This window comes from Phenylobacterium sp., from assembly GCF_030697925.1.
Lineage (GTDB): Bacteria > Pseudomonadota > Alphaproteobacteria > Caulobacterales > Caulobacteraceae > Phenylobacterium.
The window spans coordinates 1-19,403 of sequence record NZ_JAUYOJ010000043.1 but is presented as its reverse complement, the minus strand read 5'-3'; the positions used below and the strand labels follow the sequence as shown (position 1 = coordinate 19,403).

Sequence of the window (19,403 nt, the reverse complement as noted above, 5' to 3'; positions counted from 1 at the left end):
CCGGCGCCCACCTGCTCTTCCTGCCGCCCTACAGCCCCGACCTGAACCCCATCGAGCAGGTCTTCGCCAAGCTGAAGACCCTGCTGCGCAAGGCCGCCGAACGCACCGTCGAGGCCACCTGGCGCCGCATCGGCCAACTCCCCGACCACTTCACCCCAACCGAGTGCGCCAACTACCTCGTCAACTCAGGCTACGCTCCATGCTAAAACGGTCATGCTCTAGCCCGCCGTCGCGTCGGCGACCTTGAGGCCGCCCGCCGCCGTCGCGGCCCGATGCAGGGGCGGCAGCTCCCGCGGCAGGTGGACGCTCGATCGGTGGAACAGGATCGCCGCGGCCAGGGCCGGGATGACCACGGTCGGCAGGGCGTAGCGCAGGGAGGCGTCGCCGAACTCGGCGATCAGCAGGTCGCTGATCACGCCCACCACGGTCGGGCCGAGGCCCAGGCCGACGATATTGACCACCAGCACGAAGACCGCCGCGGTGAAGGCCCGCATCTCCGCCGGGACCAGGGACTGCGAGACCGCGTTTCCGGGAGCCATGTAGACATTGACCATCACCGCCGGGACGATCGCCAGGGCCAGGGACAGGTTGACGTCGGCCACGAAGTATTGGGCCAGCGCGAAGGGGATGGTGAGGAAGGCGGCGATGGCCGGGATGCGCATGTACCAGCGTACGTCGCCCTTCGCCATGCGCTCGGCGAGCGCGCCGCCCAGGAAGGTGCCCGCCGCTCCTCCGAAGCCGGTGATCAGGGCCAGCCAGGTGGCGATCTCGGCCAGCGGCATCTGGTGCACGCGGCTGTAGAACGGCGCGTTCCAGACCATCATGCCGCTCTGGGCCCAGGCCTGGAGCGCCTCGCCGATAACCAGGTAGCGGAACGAACGGATCTTCCACAGATAGGCGACGGACTGCCCGACCGAGCGTTGCTTGATCGTCACGCCCGGCTCCGGGGCTCCGTCGAATCGGCCGCGCCGCGGCTCGCGCATGAACAGCAGCACCACCGGGGTCATGACCAGGCCGCTGAGGCCCACGATCAGGAAGGTGTGCCGCCAGCCGACCGCGGCGGTGAGCTGGCCGCCGACCGCGAAGCCCAGCATGCCGCCTAGCGGCAGGGCCAGGCCCCAGACCGCCATGGCCAGGGCCCGCTTGTGCCGCGGGAAATAGTCGGAGATCAGCGACATGGTGGTCGGCACGCAGCCGGCCTCGCCCACCGCCACCCCGATCCGGCAGGCCAGCAGGCTGAAATAGCCTCCGGCCATGCTGCTCGCCGCGGTCATCAAGGTCCAGACCGTCAGCGCCGTGGCCAGCACCTTCTTGCGCGACACGCGGTCGGCCAGGCGAGCGATGGGCAGGGCCAGCGTGCTGTAGAAGACCGCGAAGGCGAGGCCCGTCAGGGTGCCGAGCTGGGTGTCGGTGAGTCCCAGCTCCTCTTTCAACGCCACCTGCATGATCGAGAGGATCGTGCGGTCCAGATAGTTGAACAGGGCCACGACGAAGAGGATGGCCAGGGCGAACCAGCTGTAGCGGATCGAGAAATCTGTGGCCGAGGGCTTGTTCATGATCGGGCCTGACTGACCTTGCCGCCGCGACGGCGAGGTTGGGCGGGGAGCGAGCGGACCGCGGAAGTCGCGGCCCGCCCCTCCGCGACTACTGGAACTTGTAGGTGAGCGTCGCGCCAACCTGGCGCGGCGGATTGATCACGCCGCGATCCACCTCCCGCTGCAGGGCCGCGAACTCGGCGGCCGTGACGAAGTAGAAATAGTAGTTCGAAGGCGCGGCCATGTACCACTCGTTGGTCAGGTTCTTGCCCCAGACCTGGACCTTCCACGGCGCATCCTGCGGCTGGTAGGTCAGCGAGGCGTTGATGATCCCGGTCTTGTCGGTGAACTGCTTGGCCAGCGGCTGGGCGCCCCTGGCGTAGTTCAACGGGCTGACCTCGGTGGTGCTCGCCCACTGTGCGTCCACGTGGGCCTTCAGGCTTCCGGAGTCCCCGAGGTCCCACCGGTAGTCGGCGAAGACCTTGAGGTCCTGCTTGGGCACGAAGGGCACGGTATTGCCGCTGCAGTCCACGCCGCCGGCGGCGCAGCCTTTGAATTCCTTATACTTGGCGTCGGTGTAGGCGTAGTTCGCGCCGATCTGCAGGCCGGAGGCCGGCGTCGCCACCGCCTCGATCTCGATCCCCCTCACCCGCTGCTTGCCGGCGTTGGTGTCGGTCAGCACCGGCCCGACCAGCGAACGCACCTGCAGGTTCTTGGTGTCGGCCTGGTAGACGGCGGTGTTGATCGACAGCCGCCGGTCGAACAGCTGGACCTTGGCGCCGGCCTCGTAGCTGGTGCTCTTTTCCGGGTTCAGCGGCTTGACCGCCGCGGCGGGACTGGTGCTGGTCAGCGACCAGCCGCCGCCCTTGAAGCCCGTCGAGACGCCGCCGTAGAACAGCAGGCCCTCGGCCGGGGTGTATTCCAGGATCGCGCGCGGCGTGAACGACTTCCAGGTCTTGCTGAACTTCACGTCGAAGGGCGCGCCGTAGAACACCGAGCCGTTGGCGTGGCGGGTGTAGCCGTTCTTGTGCTCGATCGTGTAGCGAGCGCCGACGGTGAGCGCGAATTGGTCGTTGAAGTGGAACTTGCCCTCGGCGAACGGCGCCACGGACTCCACATGGGCGTCGCCGGTGACGGTCTCGTTCTGCAGGGTCCCGCCGGTCAGGACGCCCAGGAAGGACCCCGGCGTCGTGCCATTGAACCCAAAGCTGATCTGCTTTCGCAGGTTTTCGAAGCTGTAATAGAGCCCGGCCACGTATTCCAGGCGCTCGCCGCTGGGCGAGGTCAGCCGGATCTCCTCGCTGAACTGGAACTCCTTGCTGGCGTTGATGCTGTTGGTGTTCCGCAGCAGGGGGCCGGAGTCGCCGTCGTCGCGATAGAAGGCGTCCAGGGTCCGGTAGCTGGTCAGCGCCGTCCAGGTTCCATAGGGCTGGGCCCAGTCGACCCGCACCTGGGTGGCGTAGATGTCGCGGCGGTTCGTGCCGTCGATATTGTGGAAGGTGTCCCAGGGATCGTCAGAGATCGCCTTGTGGGTCGCCACCACCCCGCCCTGGCCGAAGAATTGGTAGCCGGACGCGTACATGTTCTCGTGATTGTACTGCAGGAAGGCGTTGACCGTGACGTCCTCGGTCGGCTCCCAACGGAACGACGGTCGGATGGAGTAGCTCTTCTGGTCGCTCAGATTGTTCCCGGTGAGCACATTGTACATGTACCCCTCGACGTTCTTGACGCTGTAGGCGAAGCGGCCGGCCATCTTGTCGTTGATGGGCAGGTTGATGAAGCCCTGGCTCTCGAAGCCCGTCGACTTGTGGCGGTTGTAGCTCTCCAGCGTGATGTTGGTCTCGCCATAGAGCTCGCCCAGGGTCGGCTTGTTGCTGGTGATCTGCAGGGCGCCGCCGACCACGTTGCGGCCGAAGGTGGTGCCCTGGGGCCCGCGCAGCACGGCGATCTGCGAGATATCGAAGAAGTCCGCGTCGAAGGACGCCAGGGTGCCGTAGTAGATGTCGTCCATGAAGATGGCGACCGGCAGCTCCAGAGCGGGCGCGTCATTGGTGGTGCTCTGGCCGCGGATCTGCACATTGGCCGTGCTCTGGCCCTTGGTGCTGATGAAGGTCGCGCCCGGAACCAGGGACGGCAGGTCTGAGAAGTTGCCGATGTGGGCGTCCTTGGCCTGCTCGCCGCTGATCGCCGTGACCGCCACCGGGACCTTGCTCAAGGCTTCTTCCCGGCGGGTGGCGGTGATGATGACCTCCTGGACCTCGGTCACCGCCGGCGGAGCGTCGGCCGCCGCCCCGGTGGGCGCGACCATCAGGCCTGCTCCGGCGATCAGGGCCGCGATCGCCACGCGATCCTTGAGCCTGGAAATGTTCGAATTCACCTGAGCCATGTTCGCCTCTCCCCTTTGCGCGATCTCTCCGTCTGTGCGGGACGATCACGGCGTTTCCGGGCTTGCTCGCCGGCGCTGGCGTCAGACCGCAACTCGCCGGCCCGAGGGCATGCGAGGTCCGATACCGAGACCAAATCCGGTGAAAGCGCTTTCCCTAAAGAACGTTGTTTTTTGTTTTATTCGAGGATGATCATGATGATGATCTACGGAATGTCAAGCGCGACGATCTTGCGGTTGCATCGCGCCCTCGAAGCCCGCGACGCGACCCTGATGAAGTTGTTCAGACGGCGTCGAGCGCCGGATCATCTCATTGATTATACGCCATATTTCTCGCCGTCGCCTTGATCCGCGCGCGGCAGGCTGTAGTTGAGTCCGAGGCGACCGCCATCGGCATAGACGGTCTGGCCGCTCACGAAGGAGGCGTCGTCGCTGGCGAGGAAGACCGCGACCGCCGCGATCTCGGCGGCCTCGCCCAGCCGGCCCATGGGCGTCCGCTCCAGGACCGGAGCCACGCCCTCGCCGGTGAGGCCAGCCTGGGCCGCCAGTTCGGTGGCGATGGTGCCGGGACCGACGGCGTTGACGCGAATTCCGTAGGGCGCCAGCGCGATGGCGCAGCTACGGGTGAGTTGGTTCAGACCACCCTTGGAGACGCAATAGCTGAGCGAGGTGGGGCCGTTCAGCACCGCGTTGATCGATGAGAGATTGACCACCGCGCCCGGCGTCCCCTGCTCGCGCATCCGTCGCGCGACGGCCTGGGTGAGCAGGAAAGGAGCCCGAAGGTTGATGGCCATGACCCGGTCGAACTGCGCCTGACCCAGCTCAAAGAAGTCGGCCGTCGGCGCGATGCCGGCGTTGTTGACCAGGATGTCGACCCCGCCCAGGCCACGCACCGCGGCCTCCACGATCCCGGGGATCGCCTCGGGGTGGGACAGATCGGCCGGATGGAAGACCGCCCGCAGGTTCTCCCAGTCCATCTCCGCCACAACGGCCTCGCCGGCCTCCGCGTCGAGGTCGACGATGAGGACCGCCGCGCCCTCGGCCGCGAAGCGCCGGGCGCAGGCCAGGCCGATGCCGCGGGCCGCTCCGGTGATGATGGCGCGCCGGCCGCGTAGGACGCCCCGCCGACTGTCGGGATCCGACATCACGGGTTCAGGCCCCGCCGACCTTGAGCAGCTGCTTGCCGAAATTGCCGCCGTCGAACAGGCGCATCAGGGCCTGGGGCGCGTTCTCGAACCCCGCCTGCATGTCTTCCTTGTAACGGATCGCGCCGGACTGGACCCAGTCCTGCAGCCGGGCCTCGGCGGTGGGGTACTGGGCCTCGTAGTGCGGCATCAGGAAGCCCTGGATGGTCGCTCCGGTGAACACTACGTTGAAATAGTTGCGCGGGCCGGGCGGCATCTGGCTGGGATCGCGGGCGTCGAAATTGTAGCGGGAGATGCCGCCGCAGATCACCACCCGCGCCCCGACCGCCAAGCGGCCCAGGGCGTCGTTGAGGATCTCGCCGCCGACATTGTCCCAGAACACGTCGATGCCGTGCGGGGCCAGTTCGCGCAGCCGCGAACGGACCTTCTCGGCCTTGTAGTCGATGGCCGCGTCGAACCCGAGCTCGTCGGTCAGCCAGGCGCACTTCTCCGGCCCGCCGGCGATGCCGATCACCCGGCAGCCGCTGAGCTTGCCGATCTGGCCCACCACCGAGCCGGTCGCCCCCGCCGCGCCGGAGATCACCAGGGTGTCGCCGGGCTTGGGCTTGCCGACATTGACCAGGCCCAGATAGGCGGTCTTGCCGGTGGTCCCCAGCACGCTGAGGGCGGCGGTGATCGAGACGCCGTCCGGAACCTTGCCGAGGTTCGAGGCCGCCACCGTCGCGCGCTCGCGCCAGCCCAGATGGCCGGTCACCAGGTCGCCCACCGCGAAGTCGGGACTGTTCGAGGCGATCACCCGCCCGCCGCCGGACCCGGGCATGACCCCGCCGATCTCCACGGGCTCCATGTAGCTGGCGGCGTTCTCCATCCAGCTCTTCTGGGCCGGGTCGAAGCTGAGATAGTGGGTCTCGACCAGCACCTCGCCGGGACCGGGCTGGGTCACGGGGGCCTCATCGAGCCGGAAGTCGGTCGCTTGCAGCGCCCGGCCCACGGGCCGGCCGGCGACGACCCATTGACGTTGTGTTGTCATGCGACGGCTCCAGCCTCTTGCGCGTAGCCCCAGGCGGCGTCGGCCAGGACGCGGACTCGGGCGGATTGTTCGGCGGCGTCGACCGAGGCCGCGGCGTTGCCGCCCAGCGCCCGAGCGACGATGCCCTGGATGATGGCCGCCACCCGGAACAGATTGTAGGCCTTGTGGAAGCCCAGGTTCTCGACCGGAGCGCGGCCCGTCCGCTCGCAGTAGCGCGCCACGTAGGCGGCCAGGTCGGGAACCCCCAGGGCCTTCAAGTCCGCACCCAGCAGCGTCCCGCGCGCGTCGCAGTGCGGCGGCCGATACCATTCCATGGTGTGATACATCAGGTCGCCCAGAGGGTGTCCGGTGGTCGAGAGCTCCCAGTCCAGCACGGCCACGACCTTGGGCTCGGTGGGGTGGATCAGCACATTGTGGAACGAGTAGTCGCCATGGATCAGGCGGGTCTCGTCGTCCTGGGGCACGGCGCCGGGCAGCCAGGCGATCAGCCGGTCCATGGCCGCCAGGTCCTCGGTGCGCGAGGCCTCGTATTGCTGCGACCAGCGGCCGATCTGGCGGCTGAAATAGTTGCCGCCGCGGCCGAAGTCCTCGAGGCCGAGCGCCACATGATCGACGCTGTGCAGCCGCGCCAGGGTGGCGTTGACGGAATCGAACACCGCCGCCCGATCCTCGTGGCCGAGGTCGGGCATGGCGTTGTCGAGGAACACCCGGCCCTCCACGTGGCGCATGACGTAGAAGGCCGTGCCCAGCACGCTGTCGTCCTCGCAGAGGACCAGGGGCTCGGGGACCGGGAAGCCCGTCTCCCAGAGCGCCCGCATCACCCGGAACTCCCGGTCGACCGCGTGGGCGGACTTGAGCAGCACGCCCGGCGGCTTGCGGCGCAGGACGTATTTCCGTTTGGGCGTGGTCAGCAGATAGGTGGGATTGGACTGGCCGCCCTCGAACTGGCGCAGGCTGAGCGGGCCCTCGAAGTCGGCCACCGTGTCGCCCAGGAACTGGACCAGGCGCGCCTCGTCGATCCGGTGGGCGGCCTTCACCTCGACGGTCTCGCCGAGGTATTTCCGTGTCGGGGCGGCGGACATCAGAAGGTCCCGCCGTCCAGTTGGAGCACCGCGCCGGTGGTGAAGCTGGAGCGATCGCTGGCCAGGTAGAGCGCGGTGGTGGCGATCTCCTCTGGTCGGCCGATGCGGCGCAGGGCGCCGGTGGAGTTCTTGTCGGCCTCCTCGCGCCAGCTCTTGGCGATATCGGTCCAGAAGGGCCCGCACTGGATGGCGTTGACCCGCACCTTCGGCCCGAACTCCAGGGCGTGGCATTGGGTCATGATGTTGAGCGCCGCCTTGGCGCCCGAATAGACCGGATAGACGGAGCTGGGCCGCGCGGCGGCCATGCTACTGACATTGATGATCACGCCGCCGCCGGCCTCCACCATCCGCTCAGCCACCAGGGCCGAGAGCCGGAAAGGGCCCTTGAAGTTCACCCCGACGGTCTTGTCGAACAGATCCTCGGTGAGCTGGATGGAGCTGGGGGCGGTCGGCGCGATGCCGGCGTTGTTCACCAGCACGTCGACCCGCCCGAAGGCGTCGTAGGCGGCCTCGACCAGGCCGGGCAGTTCGTCCCAGTGGCCGACGTGGCAGGGATAGGCCAGGGCGCGGCGGCCCATGGCCTCGATCTCGGCGGCCACCTCGCGGCAGGCCTCGGCCTTGCGGCTGGTGATGATCACATCGGCGCCGTGGCGGGCGAAGGCCTTGGCCATCTCATAGCCCAGGCCCCGGCTGCCGCCGGTCACCAGCACGACCTTGCCGGACATGTCGAATTCGTCGCTCATCCCGACGCTCTCCCTCTACGCGCGGGTTGGCCCCGCGTCCGATGGCGGCCGGGCTCGCGCCCGGCCACGGTGGCCCTAGTCGAGGTGGTAGATCCGCGCGGCGTTGCCGTGGACGATCTTCTCCACATCGGCCCGCGCGACGCCCTCGAAAGCTTCTTCCATGTAGAGCGCCGGATAGGTGGCCGAGGTGGCAGGCCCCGGGCTCATGCTGGTGGGATGCGGGAAGTCGGTCTCGTAAAGGATGTTGTTCGCGCCGATGATGTCGATGGTCGGCTTCAGGGTCTTCTTCTCGAACCAGAACGAGCCATAGATCTGCCGCTTGAAGAACTCGCTCGGCAGCAGCTTGTACTCAGGGTTTTCCTTGTGCGCCCCGCAGTTCAGCCACTGGTAGTCGAGGCTGGCCAACTGATACGGGATCCAGCCCACGCCGCTCTCGACGACCACGAAGTTGAGGTTGGGGAAGCGATGGCAAACGCCGCCGCAAGTCAGCTGCGCGATGGTCTGGGCCAGGTCCAACGAGAACAGCGCGCCCATCGAGGCGAAGGCCGCATGCGGCTTCACCGACGGGTGCATCATGTCGAAATACCACATGTCCCCGGCGCCGACGTGGAAGTTGATCGGCAGGCCGAGTTCCTGGGCCGCGGCCCACAACCGGTCCCAGTGCGGGTCGGTGAGCTTAGGCAGGCCGAAGGTCTCCGGCTCGGCGCAGAAGATCACGCCCTTGTGGCCCAGGCGGGCGCAGCGGGTCATTTCCTTGACGGTGGCGTCCAGGTCCCAGAACGGCAGCGCGCACTGGGCGATCAGCCGCTTGGGGTCGGCGCTGGACCATTCGGTCAGCCAGTCGTTGTAGGCCTGCACGCAGAGCAGCATCAGCTCCTGGTCGCCCAGGCCGAGGAAGCGCCCGGCGCCGAAGCCCGCGACATTCGGATAGAGGATCTGCGCATAGATCCCGTACTCGTCCATCTTCTTCAGGCGCGCCGTGTTCTGGTAGAGCGACGGGTCGACCATCTCGAGCTTCTGGGGCCGCTTGGGCGGATATTCGTGCCAGCCGGCCATGGCCGCGCCGGCGGCCGCGCCGGTGCGCTCGCCGTTAAAATACCAGGCGTCCTCGTTCATGTTCGCGTCCCAGTGCACCTGGGGGACCTTGTCGCCGTACTTGGCGGAGATCCGCGTGGTCCACAGGTCGTAGGGCTCGATCACGTGGGTGTCCGAGTCGATGACTTTGAATTCTTTGACGATTGCGTTCACTGAGGGCTTCCTCCGTCGGGCCGGCTGCGCCCTGTTAGGCGTGGCGATCGGCCTGGGCGCGGCCGCCATGTCCCTCAGGGCGATGTTGTTCTGATAATTATGACTATGATCATCATCTATAGCAATCTCTTTTGACGGACCTTTTCGTCAAAGTCCCAGCACCACCCGCGCCAGGATGTTGTGCTGCACCTCCTGCGAGCCGCCGTAGATCGTCGCGGCCCGGCTGTTCAGGTACTTGGCGGTGGGCGTGACGGCGTAGTCCGGTCCGATGGGCGGGCTGTTGGCGCCATAACCGAGCGCCCCGCGCTGGTCGGGCGCCGCGTAATGCCCCAGGGCCTCGAGGGTCAGCTCCGTCGCCCGCTGCAGCAGATGGCTCACGGTCAGCTTCAGCACCGAGGCGGTGGCGTCGCCGATATTGCGTCCCGCCGAGAGCTGGGCGGCCACGTTGCGTTCGGTGTGGTCGAGGCCTCCGACCTCCATCTCCAGCTCCAGCAGCCGGCGGCGGAAATCGGGGCTCGAGGCCCAGAAGCTCAACTCGCCCGCCTGCTCGGTCTGGGCGATGCGGCGGGCCTGGTCGACCATCTTGACCAGCCGGCTGCCCATCACCCCGCCGCCGCGCTCGAACTCCAGCAGGGCTTTGGCCACGGTCCAGCCTTGGTTCTCCTCGCCGACCCGGTTGGCCACCGGGATGCGGAGACCGTCGAAGAACACCTGGTTGACCTCGTGCTCGCCCGAGATGCTGACGATCGGCTGCACCGTGATCCCGGGCGCGTCCATCGGGGTGAGCAGGAAGGTGATCCCGGCCTGGGGTTTGCCCTCCGTGGAGGTCCGGACCAGCAGGAAGATCCAATTGGCGAAGTGGGCGTGGGTGGTCCACAGCTTGGTTCCGTCCACCACATAGTGGTCGCCGTCACGGACCGCCTTGCACTGCAGCGAGGCCAGGTCGGAACCGGACTGCGGCTCGGAATAGCCCTGGCACCAGTAGTGCTCGCCCGACAGCATGCGGGGCAGGAAAAAGGCCTTCTGCTCGGCCGTGCCGTAGGCCATCAGCACCGGCCCGCACATCTGCAGGCCCATGGCGGGGATCACCGGGGCGTCGGCCTTGGCGCATTCGTCGGCGAAGATGTGCCGCTGCATCGGGCTCCAGCCCGGACCGCCGTGCTCCACCGGCCAGCTCGGGGCGATCCAGCCCTTTTCATAGAGGATGGCGTGCCAGGCGCGGTTCAGCTCGCCCTCGGCGAACACCCCGGCCTGGCGGGCGTTGGCGGCCCGCAGCTCGGGGGTCAGCTTCTCGGCCAGGAATGCGCGGACCTCCTCGCGGAAGGCCAGGTCCTCGGGGGACAACGCATGTTCCATGGGGGTCTCCAGAACAAGAGGTCCGCCCGACCGAGGATTGCCTCGGCCGGGCGGCAGTACGGGCGTGTGATGGGGAGGATTATCCCGCGCCCAATGGGTGTCGGCCGCGACGTGGCCGGATGGTCAGGCCTCCAGGATGGCCACGGCGGAAAGGCCGGGCGCGCCATAGACCTGGCTGTAGCCGATGCGGGCGCCCTCCACGCCGCGGCCATCGGCCCGGCCGCGCAGTTGCTGGACGTTCTCGTAGACCTGGCGCAGGCCCGAGGCGCCCACCGGCTCGCCGCAGGCCAGGCAGCCGCCGTCGGTATTGATCGGCATGGCGCCTCCGATGCGGGTCGCGCCGTCGCGGATCAGCTTCTCCTGTTCGCCGTGGGCGCAGAAGCCGTTCTCCGCCATGTGCATGATCTCCGCGCCGCTCTCGGTGTCCTGGATCTGGATCACGTCGATGTCGGTAGGCCCCAATCCGGCCAACTCGTAGGCGGCCTTCGAGGCGATCTCGGTGGGCGACGGCCCCCGCTCGATCTCAAGCGACGGCGAGAACACCTCGAACGATCCGTTCACCCGCGTGCGCACCGCGGCGCTGCGGATCTTCGGCCCGGCCAGGCCCAGCTCGCGCATCTTGCGGTCCGAGGCCAGGATCAGGGCCGCGCCGCCCTCGGCCGGGGCGCAGAACATGAACTTGGTCAGCGGGTCGGAGACCATGTCGCTGTTCATGATGGTGTTGAGGCCCACCGGCTCGCGCCGCCAGGCGTGCGGGGTCTTGGCCCCGTTCTGGAACGCCTTCTCCGCGATCAGGCCGAGCGTCTCCACGCCAATGCCGTGCAGGCCCATATAGCGCTGGATCTTCATGGCGAAGAACTGGGTGGTCAGCATCATGCCGGCCTCGCCGTACCAGGCGGGCAGCCCCCATTCCTCGGGATCGGCGTTGAAGGCGCCGCGCGGGTGCTTGTCGAAGCCGACCACCAGGCCGAGGTCGAATTCGCCGGACTTGATCGCCCAGTAGCCGGAGAGGATGGCCGACCCGCCGGTGGCGCAGCCGTTGGCGACGTTGATGAACTGCACGCCGGTGAGGCCCAGGCGCGGCAGGACGGCGTCGGCGTTGCCGGCCGCCGAGGAGCCGCCGAAGGCGAACTGGATGTCGCTCCAGGCGATCCCGGCGTCGGCCAGGGCCTCGTGGACCGCGAACACGCCCTGGTCCAGGCCGCTCTTGTCGTCGTGGCGGCCGAACGGGTGGATGCCGGCTCCCACGATATGCACATCGGTCATGGCCGCTCGCCTCCCAGGTTCATGCGAATTTCGGTCCGGCTCATGCCGCGGCCTCGAAGCCGTAGATCATCACCTGCGTCCCGTCGGGGTCCTGCCGGAACGGGATCAGGGTGAGGCGGACGGGCAGGCCGATCTTCAGCGCGTTGAAGTCGTCCGTGGCGATATGGCTCTCGACGATGATCTGGCCGGGCAGCTCGACATAGCCCACGGCGTAGGGCCGGAAGGCCGCGCCGTCCGGACCCGCATAGGGGGTCTTCGGCCGGAAGCGCTGCACCGTATAGGACCAGAGGGTTCCCTCCGAGGCGAGCTCCACGGGGTCGTAGAGGGCGGCGTCGCCGCCCTGCGGCAGGGGGAAGGCGTACTTGCCGTCGCTCTTGCGTCGCCCGCCTAGCAGGCGCGGCGCGCCGTCGACGACCCGATAGAGCCCTTCGGCCAAAGGTCTCTGACCCACCTGGTTCTCCTCCGTCGGCCCGCCGCTGGCCGGCGGACCCATCTTGTTGTTCGTCATAGTTGATCACAATGATTATGAGAGTCTATAGTCATTTTCAAGTGGCGGGGTGCGCTCGATAGAATGCCCCCACCCATAAGAAGCGGCTCGGAGACCCCGGAGCCGACCATGACCAGGGCGGAGCGTTCGGTGACCAGAATCGCAATCCTCGGAGGCGCGGGCGCGCTGGGCGGCGCGCTTGCCGGGCGTCTCGCCAGGGCCGGTCATGAAATCTGGATCGGGTCCCGCGACGCCGAAAGGGGCCGGGCCTTCGCCGCGGACCTGGCGGCCGGCGCGCCCGGCGTTCGGGTCGACGGCGGCGACCTGCGGACCTGCGCCGCCCAGGCCGAGATCTGCGTCCTGACCGTCCCCTACGCCGCCCACGCCGAGACCCTGGCCCAGGTGAAGGACCTGCTGGCCGGCAAGATCGTGGTCGACGCCACCGTCCCGCTGCGCCCGCCCAAGGTCGGAACCGTGCAGTTGCCCGCCGCCGGCTCGGCGGCGGTGGAGGCCCAGGCCTCGCTCGGACCCGAGGCGCGCGTGGTCTCGGCCCTGCAGAATATCGGCGCGGAAAAGCTCGCCGCCGGCCAGGCCGTCGATGGCGACGTCCTCGTGGCGGCCGACGACGCCGAGGCGGCCTCGGCGGTCTGCGACCTGCTGGGCGAGATCGGACTGCGCGCCTGGCACGTGGGGCCGCTGGCCAATTCGGCGGCGGCCGAGGCGATGACCTCGGTCCTCATCCAGATCAACCGCCGCTACAAGCGCGTCCAGGCCGGAATCCGGATCACCGGCAAGTCCAAGGCCGACGCCGAGGCCGGCGGCTCGGCCGGGGTCACCATCCATCCGATCCGCGGCCTGCCGATGTTCGCTGCCGGCGACGACCTGGCCCACGCCATCGCCGAGGCCGTCACCGCCAACGGCTTGGCGCCGGAGGACGGCGACGTTGTCGTGGTCGCCCAGAAGGCGGTCTCCAAGGTCGAGGATCGCGCCCGGCTGGTGGCCGGCGTGACGCCGTCGCCGGAGGGCCGGGCGCTGGCCGGCCAGACCGGCAAGCCCGAGGGGCTCGCCGAGCTGATCGTCGCGGAATCGTCCGAACTCATGCGCGTGCGGGAGAACCTGGTCATCACCCGCCATCGGCTGGGCCACGTGGCGGCCAATGCCGGCATCGACGCCTCGAACGTCGCCGATCCCGAGGGGCCGGAGACTGTGCTGCTGTGGCCGCTGGACCCCGACGCTAGCGTCGGGCGCCTGCGCCAGGCGCTGCAGGCGCGGTTCGGCGTCCGGCTGGCGGTGATCATGAGCGACAGCCTCGGGCGGGCCTGGCGCAACGGCACGACTGGAACCGCCATCGGGGTGGCCGGCATGCGGCCGGTCCGCGACCGGCGCGGCGAGAGCGACCTGTTCGGCCGGGAGCTGAAGGTCACCATGGTGGCCGTCGCCGACGAGATCGCCGCGGCCGCCTCCCTGGTCATCGGCGAGGCGGCGGAGGGCATCCCCGCGGCCCTGGTGCGCGGCGCGATCTATGACGCCGCCGAGGACGCGACGGCGCTGGAACTGCTGCGACCGCTGGAACAGGATCTCTTCCGATGAGGAGGCGCCCGTCATGGCCCATGTGATCGCGCTCTGCGGCGGCGTCGGCGGCGCCAAGCTGGCCTTCGGCCTCACGCGGGTCCTGGCGCCGGACGACCTGACCCTGGTGGTCAACACCGGCGACGATTTCGAGCACCTGGGCCTGGCGATCTCGCCGGACATCGACACGGTGGCCTACACCCTGTCGGAGTTGGCCGATCGGGAGCGGGGTTGGGGCCTGGCCGGTGAGACCTGGGCCTTCATGTCGGCCCTGCGCGCGCTTGGCGGCGAGGACTGGTTCCAACTGGGCGACAAGGACCTGGCCACCCATGTGGAGCGCACGCGCCGCCTGGCGGCGGGCGAAAGCCTGTCGGCGATCACCGCCCACCTGACCCGCCAACTCGGCCTGCGCCACGCCATCGTGCCGATGTCCGACCAGCCGGTGCGCACCTGGGTGGACACCGCCGATGGCCCCCTGGCCTTCCAGCGCTACTTCGTCGGCGAGCGCTGCGCGCCGGTCGTCCAGGCGGTGCGCTTCGAGGGCGCGTCCGAAGCCCGGCCGTCCGCGGCTTTCGCCGCGGCCCTGGCCCGGCCCGACCTGGCCGCCATCCTGATCTGCCCGTCCAACCCCTATCTCAGCATCGATCCCATCCTGGCGATCCCCGGCGTCCGCGACGCGATCCGGAGGGCCGCCGCGCCCTGCGTCGCCGTCTCGCCCATCGTCGGCGGCCAGGCGATCAAGGGGCCGACCGCCAAGCTGATGACCGAGCTTGGCCTGACGCCCGGCGTCGCGGCGGTGGCGGCCCACTATGCCGGCCTGGCCGACGGCCTGATCCTCGACGACGCCGACGCCGGCGAGGCCGGCGAGGTCGAGCGGCGGGGGATCGCCGCCCATGTCACCGCCACGGTCATGCGCACGGACGACGACCGCACCGCGCTCGCCCGCGACACCCTGGCCTTCGCCGCGTCGCTGCGCGCGCCCATGGCCGCGAGGGTCGGCTGATGGCCCAGGCGGTGATCGCGGTGCGCGGCGGACCGGACGCCAAGTCCCGCTGCGCCGAGGCGCTCAGCGGTCCCGACCGGGCGGGCCTGACCGCCGCCATGCTCGAGGACATGCTGGACGCCATCGCCCGCTGCCCCGAGGTCTCCCAGACCTGGGTGGTGACCCCGACCCCCGAGCTCGCCGACCTGGCCCAACGTTGCGGCGCAAGGGCCATCACACAGGGCGAACCAGAGGGCGTGAACGCCGCCTTCCGCCAGGCGATCGCCGAGGTCTCCGAATGCGCGCCCTATGACGCCATGCTGCTGATGCCCGGCGACCTGCCGCTGCTCCAGCCCGACGAACTGACCGCCGCCGCCCTGCTGCTGCGCACCCATGCCGTGGTGATGGCGCCGGCCCTGGATCGCGGCACCGGCCTGCTCGGCCTGCGCGCCGGCGCGGTCCTGCCGCCGGCCTTCGGCGCCGACAGCTTCAAGCGCCACTCGGCCGCCGTGGGAAAACGCGGCCTGCCGGTGGCCATCCTCGCCACGAGCTCGCTCAGCCGCGACGTCGACAGGCCCGAAGACCTGCAGGGTGTCCTGGACCAGGGCCCGGCCACCAAGACCGCCGCCTTCCTGCGCGGGCGTCTCCAACCCAGGATCAGTTCATGACGGCCGTTCTCGCCGACGCCGCGCTTCGGGGCTTCCTGACCACCGCGCCGCCATCGGAGGTGTTCGCCGCCGCGCGAGCGGCCCGCGACGGCGCCTTTGGTTCGACCCTGACCTATTCGCGCAAGGTGTTCATCCCGCTCACCCAGCTCTGCCGCGACGTCTGCCACTACTGCACCTTCGCCAAGGCGCCGCGCGGCCTGGCCAAGCCCTATCTGACGCCGGACGACGTGCTCGACATCGCCCGCGCGGGCGCGACGGCCGGCTGCAAAGAGGCCCTGTTCACGCTCGGGGACAAGCCCGAGCTGCGCTACGCCAAGGCCCGCGAGGCCCTGGCCGAACTGGGCTTCGCCACCACGGTCGACTATCTCGAGCAGGTGGCCGGCCGGGTGCTGAAGGAGACGGGCCTGCTGCCGCACATCAACGCCGGCGTGCTGTCGCCCCAGGACTATGCCCGGCTTCGACCGGTTTCGGTCTCCATGGGCCTGATGCTGGAGAGCGCCTCGGACCGGCTCTGCGAGCGGGGCGGACCGCATCACGGCTCGCCGGACAAGGCCCCGGCCGTCCGGCTGGCGACCATCGCCGCGGCGGGCGAGGCGCAGATCCCCTTCACCAGCGGCCTGCTGATCGGCATCGGCGAGACCCGCGACGAGCGGCTCGACGCCCTGCTGGCCCTGCGCGACCTGCACGAACGCCACGGCCACCTGCAGGAAATCATCATCCAGAACTTCCGGGCCAAGCCCGGGACCCGGATGGCCGCCGCGCCTGAGCCGTCGGAGCAAGAACTACTCTGGACCATCGCCGCGGCGCGGCTGGTGTTCGGCGGCGGCCTCAGCATCCAGTCGCCGCCGAACCTCAACCCAGGGCGCATCGAGGCCCTGATCGACGCCGGCCTGGACGATTGGGGCGGGATCTCACCGGTCACCATCGACCATGTGAACCCTGAAGCCCCGTGGCCGGAGATCGAAGGCCTGGCCGCCCAGTGCGCGGGCAAGGGACACGTGCTGGCCGAGCGCCTGACCGCCCATCCGCGCTTCGTCGCCGATCCCGAGCGCTGGCTCGACCCGGCGGTGCGCAAGCGCGTCACAGCCCTGTCGGACGCCGACGGCTTGGGGCGCGAAGGAGCCTGGAGTCCCGGCGTCGCCGCGCCTGCCCCGGGGCAGGCTGGCGATCCCTTGGGCATGGGGCCCGCGCCGGCGATCGTGCGGCATCGGGCCCTGGAGCGTTGCCTGGCCAAGGTCGAGGCTGGGCGGGAGCCGGACGCCGCGGACATCACCGAGCTCTTCTCCGCCCGCGGCGCGGCGGCGGCCGACATCGTGGCGGCGGCCGACGGGCTGCGCCGCCAGGCGTGCGGCGAGACCGTCACCTACGCCATCAACCGCAACATCAACTACACCAACATCTGCACCTTCAGCTGCAGCTTCTGCGCCTTCTCCAAGACCTCCACCAAGGCCGGGACCCGCGATCGGCCCTATGTGCTGAGCCACGAGGAGGTCGGCGCCCGGGCCCTCGAAGCCTGGGAAGCCGGCGCCACCGAGGTCTGCCTGCAGGGCGGCATCCATCCCAGCTATACCGGCGAGACCTATCTCTCGATCTGCCGCGCGGTGAAGGCCGCCTGCCCGGACATGCACATCCACGCCTTTTCGCCGCTGGAGATCGCCCATGGGGCGGCGTCTCTGGGCCGGTCCGTCGATGACTTCCTCCGTATGCTGAAGGACGAGGGCCTGGCGTCCCTGCCCGGCACCGCCGCCGAGATCCTCGACGACGAGGTCCGGGCCATCCTCTGCCCCGACAAGGTCGACACCGCCCAGTGGCTGGAGATCATCGCCGCCGCCCACGGCGCGGGCCTGCCGACCACCTCGACCATCATGTTCGGCCATGTGGACCGGCCGATCCACTGGACCCGCCACCTGCTCGCCCTGCGCCGGCTACAGGCGCGCACCGGGGGGATCACCGAGTTCGTCCCCCTGCCCTTCGTGCATATGCAGTCGCCGGTCTATCTGCGCGGCCTGGCCCGCAAGGGCCCGACCTGGCGCGAGAGCGTGCTGATGCACGCCGTCGGACGCATCGCGCTCCACGGCGAGATCTCCAACGTCCAGGCCTCGTGGGTGAAGCTCGGTCTCGAGGGGGCCGCCGCCCTGCTCGACGCCGGCGTCAACGACCTGGGTGGGGTGCTGATGAACGAGTCCATCAGCCGCGCGGCCGGCGCCGCCCACGGCCAGGGGCTGGAGCGCGGCGACATCGAGGCGGTGCTCGCCCGGATGGGCCGTCCGGCCCGCCAGCGCACGACGCTCTACGGAACGCCGACGCCTCGATCGAGCGCCGCGCCCGAGCTCGCGCCGGCCTAGGGGCGCTCGGCCCGCGAGGACGACCAGGAGAGATCGCCTCCCACCGCGAGGCGTTGTTCGAAGAAGGCGATCGCCCGCAGGTGATAGGCCCGGCCGATTCGATGCAGGCTCGCATTGTGTCCGGTATACTTCTGAAGATGCACCTCAACGTCGACGCTGCTGCTCAGCATGTCGCGCGCCTCGTTCAACGCAGCCCAACCCGTCACCTGCATGACCTCGAACTCTGCGAGCGTGAATCGCACCGGAATGCGAATGGAGGGCAGCATCTTGTCCCAGCTCGCGGGCATGGCCAGGGCGTCCCGGTATTCGGCGACCGGCATGGGACGCCGGCACGCGAGATCGAAGCTGTAGATATCTTCGTCGTGGGTCGTCGGCGGCCCGAAGACCAAGTGGTTGTGACCGGCCGCGGCGCCCGCCGGGACATAGTCGCCGAACACCGGCAGGGCGCTCACCTCCGCGCCTTCCGCGCTGGCCGGAAACCGCAGCGGCGCGCCCAGCACGTCCACCGCGCCAAGGCGCGCGCCGCGTGGATGCGCCGCCATGCGCAAGGCCAGGATGGCGCCGATCGAGTGGCCGATGACGAAGACCGGTCCATCGAACTCGTTGGTCGCACACCAGGTGTCGATGACGTCGAACAGGATCTCGGCCTGGGACGCCAAACCGAGGCTTGAGGCGTCGTGGCCATGAGACGCGCCGTAGCCTGGCCGGTCGGGCGCAAGCACGGAATAGCCGAGGCTGGCGCCCAGCTCGAGAAGCGACAGCCCATCCCCAATCGGACAATCCCAGTAGGCCGACGAATAGCCACCGCCGTGAAGGGCCAGGATAAGCCCGCGCGGAGGAGAGCGGGCGGCTCTAGACTGCAGCGCTGACAGCGTGATCGCTCCCGTCGCGATCGAAACGCTCTCGGTTCTGGATTCGACCTTCACACCGGCGGCGCTCAACGCATGTAAGAGGCCTGGTCGGCGAAGACCACGGTCTCGCTGATCACCGTCCGCGCCAGCAGGTCCCGGAAGGCGGGGAAACTGTCATCGGCCATGAAGGCCTGCAGGGCGCGGTCGTAGTGCTGGAAGTCGTCCAGCTCCCATAGGTCGATGACATTACCCAGACGCCCGGTGCGCTGGACGAAGGCGCCGGCCAGCCGCCAGCCTTCGCCCTCGAGGAAGGGCACGGCGGTCTTTTCCATGCCCTCCAGGAAGTCGCCCAGACCGGCGGCGTGAATCTCCAGCGTCACGTGCAGATAGACGGACATGGGCCCTCTCAATCCAGCGGCATGCCGATCATGGCCGCGATGTTGCGGTGGACGTTCTGCAAGGCGATCTCGTTGCGGCCATAGACCATCTCGAAGCCCTCGGGCGCGTGCTGGAGGTTGCGCTGGCCCTCCTTGGAGACGCTGTAGTCCTCGGTGCGCACGACCTGTTCGATATAGTCGTGGGCCGCCTCGAAGGCGGAGTCTGGCGTCTCGGCCGGTGCGTCGGCGACGCGATAGGTAGACATGATGGTGAAGCATCGCCCGGGCTCGTCGCCGGGATAGAGGCGGTACATGCCGATCATGCGGCCACCGCCC

At 69.1% G+C, this 19,403-nt stretch carries 18 protein-coding genes; 5 read left to right on the top strand and 13 right to left on the bottom strand.

Going from position 1 to position 19,403, the window contains the following annotated elements; genetic code table 11:
• A partial coding sequence (locus Q8Q88_RS04980) for a transposase (RefSeq protein ID WP_305674096.1) occupies window positions 1-206 on the top strand: 206 nt, incomplete at its 5' end.
• A gap of 12 nt (window positions 207-218) precedes the next feature.
• On the opposite strand, the gene Q8Q88_RS04975 is transcribed toward Q8Q88_RS04980, so the two are convergent.
• The 10 genes from Q8Q88_RS04975 to Q8Q88_RS04930 form a co-directional block, all read right to left on the bottom strand.
• Complete coding sequence (locus Q8Q88_RS04975; protein WP_305674095.1) at window positions 219-1,556, bottom strand: MFS transporter; 1,338 nt, start codon at window positions 1,554-1,556, stop codon at window positions 219-221.
• An 88-nt stretch (window positions 1,557-1,644) separates the two neighbouring features.
• Window positions 1,645-3,921, bottom strand: a complete 2,277-nt coding sequence (locus Q8Q88_RS04970) for a TonB-dependent receptor (RefSeq protein WP_305674094.1) — start codon at window positions 3,919-3,921, stop codon at window positions 1,645-1,647.
• A gap of 314 nt (window positions 3,922-4,235) precedes the next feature.
• A complete protein-coding gene (locus tag Q8Q88_RS04965) occupies window positions 4,236-5,063 on the bottom strand; it encodes an SDR family NAD(P)-dependent oxidoreductase (protein WP_305674093.1) in 828 nt (275 codons plus the stop codon).
• Between the two features lie 7 nt (window positions 5,064-5,070).
• Entirely contained in the window at window positions 5,071-6,093 is a 1,023-nt protein-coding gene (locus Q8Q88_RS04960; RefSeq protein WP_305674092.1) for an NADP-dependent oxidoreductase, read from the bottom strand.
• A complete protein-coding gene (locus Q8Q88_RS04955; RefSeq protein ID WP_305674091.1) occupies window positions 6,090-7,175 on the bottom strand; it encodes a phosphotransferase family protein in 1,086 nt (361 codons plus the stop codon). The genes Q8Q88_RS04960 and Q8Q88_RS04955 overlap by 4 nt, the downstream gene beginning before the upstream one ends.
• Entirely contained in the window at window positions 7,175-7,918 is a 744-nt protein-coding gene (locus Q8Q88_RS04950) for an SDR family NAD(P)-dependent oxidoreductase (RefSeq protein ID WP_305674090.1), read from the bottom strand. The genes Q8Q88_RS04955 and Q8Q88_RS04950 overlap by 1 nt, the downstream gene beginning before the upstream one ends.
• Window positions 7,919-7,993: 75 nt before the next feature.
• Window positions 7,994-9,166 (bottom strand): amidohydrolase family protein, encoded by a 1,173-nt coding sequence (locus tag Q8Q88_RS04945; RefSeq protein WP_305674089.1) that lies wholly within the window; start codon window positions 9,164-9,166, stop codon window positions 7,994-7,996.
• Window positions 9,167-9,313: 147 nt separating this feature from the next.
• Window positions 9,314-10,522 carry an acyl-CoA dehydrogenase family protein gene (locus Q8Q88_RS04940; protein ID WP_305674088.1) on the bottom strand — a complete coding sequence of 403 codons (1,209 nt, stop codon included), beginning with the start codon at window positions 10,520-10,522 and terminating at the stop codon, window positions 9,314-9,316.
• Window positions 10,523-10,645: 123 nt separating this feature from the next.
• Window positions 10,646-11,788 carry a thiolase family protein gene (locus tag Q8Q88_RS04935; RefSeq protein ID WP_305674087.1) on the bottom strand — a complete coding sequence of 381 codons (1,143 nt, stop codon included), beginning with the start codon at window positions 11,786-11,788 and terminating at the stop codon, window positions 10,646-10,648.
• Window positions 11,789-11,828: 40 nt separating this feature from the next.
• Window positions 11,829-12,239, bottom strand: coding sequence for a Zn-ribbon domain-containing OB-fold protein (locus Q8Q88_RS04930; protein WP_305674086.1), 411 nt, complete (start codon window positions 12,237-12,239; stop codon window positions 11,829-11,831).
• A gap of 186 nt (window positions 12,240-12,425) precedes the next feature.
• Between Q8Q88_RS04930 and cofE the strand changes: the two genes are divergently transcribed.
• The 4 genes from cofE to cofH are packed head-to-tail and all read left to right on the top strand — an operon-like array spanning window position 12,426 to window position 17,839.
• Complete coding sequence (gene cofE, locus Q8Q88_RS04925) at window positions 12,426-13,865, top strand: coenzyme F420-0:L-glutamate ligase (RefSeq protein ID WP_305674085.1); 1,440 nt, start codon at window positions 12,426-12,428, stop codon at window positions 13,863-13,865.
• Window positions 13,866-13,878: 13 nt separating this feature from the next.
• Window positions 13,879-14,847 carry a 2-phospho-L-lactate transferase gene (gene cofD / locus Q8Q88_RS04920; RefSeq protein ID WP_305674084.1) on the top strand — a complete coding sequence of 323 codons (969 nt, stop codon included), beginning with the start codon at window positions 13,879-13,881 and terminating at the stop codon, window positions 14,845-14,847.
• On the top strand, window positions 14,847-15,494 hold the full coding sequence (gene cofC / locus Q8Q88_RS04915; protein WP_305674083.1) for a 2-phospho-L-lactate guanylyltransferase: 648 nt from the start codon (window positions 14,847-14,849) through the stop codon (window positions 15,492-15,494). Before cofD ends, cofC begins: the two co-directional genes overlap by 1 nt.
• Window positions 15,491-17,839 (top strand): 5-amino-6-(D-ribitylamino)uracil--L-tyrosine 4-hydroxyphenyl transferase CofH, encoded by a 2,349-nt coding sequence (cofH, locus tag Q8Q88_RS04910; protein WP_305674082.1) that lies wholly within the window; start codon window positions 15,491-15,493, stop codon window positions 17,837-17,839. The genes cofC and cofH overlap by 4 nt, the downstream gene beginning before the upstream one ends.
• Here cofH and Q8Q88_RS04905 read toward each other — a convergent pair.
• The 3 genes from Q8Q88_RS04905 to Q8Q88_RS04895 all read right to left on the bottom strand — a co-directional run.
• The gene (locus Q8Q88_RS04905) at window positions 17,836-18,780 is read right to left on the bottom strand and encodes an alpha/beta fold hydrolase (protein ID WP_305674081.1); all 945 of its coding nucleotides are present in this window, start codon (window positions 18,778-18,780) and stop codon (window positions 17,836-17,838) included. The genes cofH and Q8Q88_RS04905 overlap by 4 nt on opposite strands.
• On the bottom strand, window positions 18,777-19,088 hold the full coding sequence (locus Q8Q88_RS04900) for an NIPSNAP family protein (protein ID WP_305674080.1): 312 nt from the start codon (window positions 19,086-19,088) through the stop codon (window positions 18,777-18,779). Before Q8Q88_RS04900 ends, Q8Q88_RS04905 begins: the two co-directional genes overlap by 4 nt.
• Window positions 19,089-19,096: 8 nt before the next feature.
• Window positions 19,097-19,403, bottom strand: a 307-nt coding sequence (locus Q8Q88_RS04895) for an SRPBCC family protein (RefSeq protein WP_305674079.1), incomplete at its 5' end; no start/stop codon positions are given.